The 6,682-nt window shown below is 70.8% G+C and carries 7 protein-coding genes and 2 pseudogenes; 7 read left to right on the top strand and 2 right to left on the bottom strand.

Going from position 1 to position 6,682, the window contains the following annotated elements; all coding sequences use genetic code 11:
* The 3 genes and pseudogenes from ASF38_RS18675 to ASF38_RS03170 all read left to right on the top strand — a co-directional run.
* A pseudogene (locus tag ASF38_RS18675) lies at positions 1 to 208 on the top strand (cyclase family protein); the annotation flags it as partial.
* The gene (locus tag ASF38_RS03175; protein WP_055963441.1) at positions 205 to 513 is read left to right on the top strand and encodes a putative quinol monooxygenase; all 309 of its coding nucleotides are present in this window, start codon (positions 205 to 207) and stop codon (positions 511 to 513) included. The pseudogene ASF38_RS18675 and the gene ASF38_RS03175, both read left to right, overlap by 4 nt.
* A gap of 67 nt (positions 514 to 580) precedes the next feature.
* Positions 581 to 1,249, top strand: coding sequence for a TetR/AcrR family transcriptional regulator (locus ASF38_RS03170; protein WP_055963443.1), 669 nt, complete (start codon positions 581 to 583; stop codon positions 1,247 to 1,249).
* A gap of 14 nt (positions 1,250 to 1,263) precedes the next feature.
* Here ASF38_RS03170 and ASF38_RS03165 read toward each other — a convergent pair whose 3' ends face one another.
* Positions 1,264 to 2,268, bottom strand: a complete 1,005-nt coding sequence (locus tag ASF38_RS03165) for an NADP-dependent oxidoreductase (protein WP_200914383.1) — start codon at positions 2,266 to 2,268, stop codon at positions 1,264 to 1,266.
* 2 nt (positions 2,269 to 2,270) lie between these two features.
* Positions 2,271 to 2,652 (bottom strand): annotated as a pseudogene (locus ASF38_RS19585) (MaoC family dehydratase); the annotation flags it as partial.
* Between the two features lie 343 nt (positions 2,653 to 2,995).
* On the opposite strand from ASF38_RS19585, the gene ASF38_RS19580 reads away from it, so the two are divergent.
* The 4 genes from ASF38_RS19580 to ASF38_RS19575 all read left to right on the top strand — a co-directional run.
* On the top strand, positions 2,996 to 3,542 hold a 547-nt coding region (locus tag ASF38_RS19580; protein WP_369815150.1), incomplete at its 5' end, for an alpha/beta fold hydrolase.
* A complete protein-coding gene (locus tag ASF38_RS03150) occupies positions 3,539 to 4,327 on the top strand; it encodes an alpha/beta fold hydrolase (protein ID WP_055963452.1) in 789 nt (262 codons plus the stop codon). The genes ASF38_RS19580 and ASF38_RS03150, both read left to right, overlap by 4 nt.
* 90 nt (positions 4,328 to 4,417) lie before the next feature.
* Positions 4,418 to 5,377 carry a phosphotriesterase gene (locus ASF38_RS03145; RefSeq protein WP_055963455.1) on the top strand — a complete coding sequence of 320 codons (960 nt, stop codon included), beginning with the start codon at positions 4,418 to 4,420 and terminating at the stop codon, positions 5,375 to 5,377.
* Between the two features lie 446 nt (positions 5,378 to 5,823).
* Complete coding sequence (locus tag ASF38_RS19575) at positions 5,824 to 6,648, top strand: GGDEF domain-containing protein (protein WP_369815160.1); 825 nt, start codon at positions 5,824 to 5,826, stop codon at positions 6,646 to 6,648.
* Positions 6,649 to 6,682 lie beyond the last annotated feature (34 nt).

The raw sequence follows: 6,682 nt of genomic DNA, 5'->3' as shown, positions 1-6,682 counted from the left end.
GACGCTGGAGCCCTCGAGCGGTGTCACGCTGCCGCTGCACAGCGCCCTCATGCGCAACCTGGGCGTCGCGTTCACGGAGATCGCGTGGCTGGAGGACCTCGCCGCCGCCTGTGCCGCGGACGAGCGCTGGACGTTCCTCTACACGGCGGCACCGCTCAAGGTCGTCGGTGGCACGGGCGCCCCCGTGAACCCGGTGGTCGTGCGATGAGCGCGTTCGACGTGGTCGCGACGATCCAGGCGCAGGAGGGGCGCGGTGACGAGCTCGCGGAGATCCTCCAGGCGTCGCTCGCGACGGTCCGTGGCGAGGAAGGATGCCTGCGCTACGACCTGCACCGGGTGCGACGCCGACCGGACGAGCTCGTCATGCTCGAGCGGTGGTCCTCGGTCGAGGCGCTCAAGGCGCACGGAGCGGCCGAGCACTTCCAGGAGACCTCGGCCAGGCTGGCGCCCCTGCTCGCCGCGGCACCGGTGGTCCGGGTGCTGGAGGCGGTCGACGTCGCGGACCCCTCATGAGCCCCGAGGGGCTCCGGACCGGCAACACCGGTTTGCACCGCCACGCCGTCGCCAGTAGAACAGCACCATGAGCGAGCAGCCCGCGGCGAGGAAGGACGTGGTCCCGGCCCTGGCGGACACCTCCGGCCTGAAGGAGCCCCCGACCACCCGCCGCGGCCTGCGCACGCGGGCGGCTCTCGTGGCGTCCGCGCGGACGGTGTTCGAGCGCGACGGCTTCCTCGCCTCGAGGCTCACGGACATCACCGCCGAGGCCAGCTGCTCGACGGGGACGTTCTACACGTACTTCAACAGCAAGGAAGAGATCTTCCTTGCGGTGATGGAGGCGGCACGCGACGAGATGCTCCACCCGGGCATGCCCCACGTCGAGGAGGCCGACGACCCCGTCGCGGTCATCGAGGCGAGCAACCGCGCCTACTTCGAGACCTACAAGCGCAACGGTCGGTTGATGCGCCTGCAGGAGCAGGTCGCCACGATCGACGACGACTTCCGTCGGCGCCGGCTCGAGCGCGGTGAGGCGTTCGCGCGCCGCAACGCCAAGAGCATCCAGAAGCTCCAGGAGGACGGGCGGGTCGACGCCACGCTCGATCCGATGATGACGTCGCGGGCGCTCTCGGGCATGGTCAGCCGGCTGGCGTACTCGAGCTTCGCGCTGGGGGAGAACTGGTCGGTCGACGACCTCGTCGAGACCTCGACGCGGTTGTGGGCCAACGCGCTCGGGCTCACCACCGAGCGCTGAGTCAGAACGCTGGGTCAGAGCGCCAGCACGAGCTTGCCCGTGTTCGCGCCGCTGAACAGCATCAGCAGGGTGTCGCCGAACGCGTCGATCCCCCCGCTCACGACGTGCTCGCGGGCGATCAGCGAGCCGTCGGCGATCATCGCGCCGATGCCGTCGACCGCCTCGTTGTACCGGTCCTCGTAGTCGAAGACCAGGAAGCCGGCCATCGACGCGCGGTTCACCAGGAGCGACATGTAGTGCGCCGGTCCGGGGGCGGGCTCGGTCGCGTTGTACGTCGAGATCGCGCCGCAGATCGCGACGCGTGCGCCGAGTCGCAGGGTGCGGAGCGCAGCGTCGAGGACCACGCCGCCGACGTTGTCGAAGTAGACGTCGATCCCGTCGGGCGCGGCCTGACGCAGGGCGCGGTGCACCGCGCCCTCGCGGTGGTCGACGGCGGCGTCGAAGCCGAGCTCGTCGGTGAGCCACGCGCACTTCTCGGGACCGCCGGCGATGCCGACCACGCGACAGCCGCGGGCCTTCGCGAGCTGGCCGACGACGGAGCCGACCGCGCCGGCCGCACCCGAGACCACGACCGTCTCGCCCGGCTGGGCTCGAGCGACGTCGAAGAGGCCGAACCACGCCGTCATGCCCGGCATGCCGAGCGCACCGAGCCAGGTCGGGGCCGGGGCCACGGCGAGGTCGACCTTGGTGAGGTCGGCCCCCGCGACCACCGCGTGGTCGGTCGCGCCGATCGTGCCCATCACGGTGTCGCCCGGCTCGAGGCCCTCGGCACGGGAGGCGACGACGGTGCCGATGCCGAAGGCGCGCATGACCTCGCCGATCCCGACGGGTGGGACGTACGACCGGACGTCGTTCAACCAGCCGCGCATGGCCGGGTCGAGCGACAGGTGGGTCACGGCGACGTGCACCTCACCGTCGGCGGGGTCGTCGAGCCGGTCGTCCGACACGTCCCAGGTGGACGCGTCGGGCAGGCCGACGGGGCGCGCGGCGAGGTGGACCCTGCGGGCGGCGATCGGCACGCTCAGTCCTCCGTCGGGTACTCGGTGAACTGACCGATGGACTGCGCGACGCAGATCGGCTTGTCGGACCCCTCGCGCTCGAAGGTCTGCACCGTGACGATGCGCGCGGCTCCGTTCCCGACGTCGTCGACCGAGACGATCTCGGCGTGCATGCGGATGCGCGAGTCGACGGGGTTGGGAGCGGGGAAGCGGACCTTCTCGTACCCGTAGTTGAGGCTGTGGGCGAAGCCGTCGAAGGCCATGAGGTCCTCCATGAACCGTGGACCCATCGACAGGCTGTAGAGGCCGTGCGCGATGGTCGACCCGAACGCGCTCTCCTTCGCACGCTCCGGGTCGACGTGGATCCACTGGTGGTCACCGGTGAGGTCGGCGAAGGCGTCGATCNTGGGGGCGGTGGTCTCGGTCATGACGTCCTCCGGAGGGGGCCAGCGTGATGGGGATCACGGTATGCACTGAAACGTACTTGAACCCGAAACCGGGTTCAAGTAGCGTGCAGGTAGCGTGACCGCCATCACACCCCCCAGGAGTCCGACATGGCCATGATCGACGTCAACGGCACCACCCTGCGCTACGAGGACGAGGGACCTCGCGACGCGCACGCCGTGGTCATGAGCCCGTCCATGTTCTTCGACGTCCGCATGTTCCGGCACCAGGCCGAGGCGCTCGGCGACCGCTACCGGGTCGTGCGGTACGACCACCGCGGCCAGGGGGAGAGCGCGCGCGACGNGACCTTCGTCGGCAACTCGATGGGCGGCTTCGTCGGGCTCCGCCTCGCGGCTCGCCGGCCCGACCTCCTGGCCTCCGCGGTGCTGATGGGCACGTCGGCCGACGTCGAGGAGCAGGCGGACGACATGGACGCCCTCGTGGACGTGCTGGCCGAGCAGGGCATCGAGCCCGTCCTCGACGGCGTCCTCCAGTTCATGATGGGGGACACGACGCTGACCGACCCGTCGCGCGCCGACGTGCTCGCCGAGGTCACCGCACTGCTGCGGAGCCGCACGCCCGAGTACGCCGACGCGGCCTGGCACATCGCCCACCGCAAGCCGGTGCTCGACGAGCTCGGCGGCGTCGCCGTCCCGGTCGTGGTCGTCGCGGGCACCGAGGACCACACCTACCCGCCGCCGAAGTCGCAGCAGATCGTCGACCTGACCCCCGGGGCGACCCTCGTGACCATGGAGCGCACGGGTCACGTGCACGCGCTGGAGAACCCGGGGGAGGTGACCGAGCTGCTCGAGCGGCACCTCGCGTCGCTCGACACGGCGGTCTCGTCGTGAGCGCGGCGCTGCACGTCGTCGACTCCGGCGAGACCGACCTGCCGGTCGTGCTCTGCCTGCACTCGCTGTTCCTCGACCACACGATGTTCGACGCCTTCGCCGAGGCGGTGCAGGGTCGCCTCAGGGTCGTGCGGCCGGACTTCAGGGGCCAAGGTTCCAGTCCCGCCGCCGACGACACGGTGACGATGGAGCAGTGCGCCGACGACGTCCTGGACGTGGTCGACGCGCTCGGCCTGACCCGCGTCCACGTCGTCGCGCAGTCGATGGGCGGCGACGTCGCCGTCCGGGTCGCGGCACGACGTCCGGGTCTGGTCGACCGTCTGGTCATGCTGGGGTCCTCGGTGCGCGCGGAACCTCCGGAGCAGCTCGAGGCCTTCCGTCCGATCGCCGACGAGGTCGAGCGGTCGGGCTTCCAGGGCGACCTGCTCGAGATGATCATGCAGATCATGCTGGGCGAGTCCTGTCGCAGCGACCCGGGGAGAGCAGCACTCGTCGCGGAGTCGCGGGCCGCGTTCGCGGCACTCCCGCCGACCCTCGTGCACGCGGTGCGCGGCGTGGTCGAGCGCCGCAGTGCCGTGGACCTGCTCCCTGCCGTGACGGCCACGACGCTCGTCGTCAGCGGGGGTGAGGACGTGGCGCGCCCGCCGGCCTGGTCCCAGGAGGTCGTCGACGGCGTGCAGCACGGCGAGCTGTGGAGCCTGCCCGACGTGGGCCACAGCGTCATCCTCGAGCGGCCGGCGCTCGTGATCCCGCGGGTCGTGGACTTCCTGACCGATCCGGCCTGACCCCCCGACCCCTGCCGTCGGCGTGACGCCGGACGGCCCGACCCCAGACCGACACACCCCCCAACCCGACCACGACAACCAGGAGCCTTGATGACGACCATCCCCACCGCACGCGGCACCATCGACTCGAGCGAGCTCGGCAGGACGCTGGTGCACGAGCACGTCTTCGTCCTCAACACCGAGTACAACCAGAACTACCAGGACGACTGGGACGAGGAGGAGCGCATCAGGGACGCCGTCGAGAAGCTCACCGAGCTCAAGGGCGTCGGCATCGACTCGATCATGGACCCCACCGTCCTGGGGCTCGGTCGGTACATCCCGCGCATCCAGAAGATCGCCGCCCAGGTCGAGCTCAACATCGTCGTGGCCACGGGCCTGTACACCTACAACGACGTGCCCCACCAGTTCGAGCACCGCGGACCGGGACTGCTGGTCGACGTCCCGGAGCCCCTGACCGAGATGTTCGTCAAGGACATCCGCGAGGGCATCGCCGGGACCGATGTTCGCGCGGGCATCCTCAAGTGCGCCATCGAGCTCGCCGGGCTCACCCCGGGCGTCGAGCGCGTGATGCGGGCGGTCGGCCAGGCCCATGTCGAGACCGGAGCCCCCATCACCGTGCACACCAACCCGGCCAACGAGTCCGGGCTCGTCGCCCAGCAGGTGCTGAAGGAGGAGGGCGTGGACCTGTCGAAGGTGATCATCGGCCACTCCGGCGACACCAACGACGTCGACTACCTCTGCAAGGTCGCCGACGCCGGGTCGATGCTCGGCATGGACCGGTTCGGTCTCGACCTGTTCAACCCGATGCAGGAGCGGATCGGCACCATCATCGAGCTCGTGCGGCGTGGCTACGTCGAGCACGTCACCCTGGCGCACGACGCCAACTGCTTCATCGACTACTTCAGCCCGGACGCCAAGGCGCACGCGGCCCCGAACTGGCACTTCCGCCACATCAGCGAGGACGTCATCCCGGCCCTGCTCGAGGGTGGTCTGACCGAGGCCGACATCGAGACGATCCTCGTGGCCAACCCGCGGCGCCACTTCGAGTGAGCCGCCGCGCGGACCGGTGGCGACGGCGTCGCCGGTCCGCCGGCGTGGCCGTCAGCCGCCTGGAAACACGGCCGTGCAGGCAGGTCCTTGTGCGAGGATGACCGGACCATCCGTGCCGACCGACCAGGGGCGACATGCTGGACCCGATCTCGTTGCGCGTCTCGTTCGCCATCGTGGCCGTCNGGTGCGCAGCGCTCGGGCTGTTCCTCGCCGGCTCCGCGGCCTACCTGTTCGACGGCACGGCGCAGCAGTGGTGGGCGAACCCGCTCGGCAACGTGTGCGTCGTCGCGGGCGCCGCAGCCGTGTGGTCGGGGGCGCGGGCGGTCGAGGGAAGGTCGGTCAGCTGGTGGCTCGTCGGCGCCACGCTCGTGGGGCTGCTCGTCACGTCGGCGCTCGACGACCCGGGCACCAACGAGTGGTCCGGTGCGCCGGTGTTCCTCGGCCTCATGACGATCTTCATCGCCCTGGCCTCGGTCGAGCTGTGGCAGACGGGTCGCAGCGGGTCCTTCGGTCCTGGCCCCCGAGAACGGATGTACCGGCCGATCCTGCGCTCGCTCGCGGTCATGTCGACCGGCCTGTCGACCTTCTACGGCCTGCGCCTGGTGGCCTACCTCCTCGTCGGCCAGGACGGACGCGCGTTCGCGGTCTACCTCGGCACCGAGGTCACGACGCTGGTCACCACGGTCATGCTCGCCACCGTCTCGTTCAGCATGACGGCTCTCAGCTATGCCGACGACACGCTCGAGCTCCAGGAGCGAGCCACCCGGGACGGCCTCACCGGCCTGCTGAACCGAGACGAGCTGGTGCGCCTGGTCGAGCGGCGCTGGCGCGGCCACCGTCGTCGCCAGGTCCACGGCGTGCTGGTCATGGCCGACCTCGACCACTTCAAGCAGATCAACGACACGTACGGCCACCCGGCGGGCGACGTCGCCCTGCAGGTGTTCGCGGCGGCCTGCCGCAGCACGGTCGGTCGTGCCGACATCGTGGGGCGCTTCGGCGGCGAGGAGTTCGTCCTCTTCCTCGACGAGGCGACCGTCGAGGAGGCGCGCGACGTCGTGCAGAGGATCACCGTCGCGCTGGAGGCCACGTCGCTCCCCGGCGGCGTGGTGCTGCCCACGGTCAGCTACGGCATGACCCTCGTCGGTCGTGGCGACGACCTCGCCGACGTCGTCGCCCGCGCCGACGGTGCCCTCTACGCGGCCAAGGACGCCGGTCGGGCGCGGGTGGTCGTGGCCGACGGCGCCACCGCAGACCGCTCCACCTCGCCGTGACGGGGAGCCTCCCTAGAATGAATCTCGTGGACCA

Origin of the sequence: Aeromicrobium sp. Leaf272 (assembly GCF_001422865.1) — a bacterium.
In the GTDB taxonomy this organism is placed as follows: Bacteria; Actinomycetota; Actinomycetes; order Propionibacteriales; family Nocardioidaceae; genus Aeromicrobium.
The sequence above is the reverse complement of the archived record's forward strand: the minus strand, read 5'-3'. Positions and strand labels throughout refer to the sequence as shown.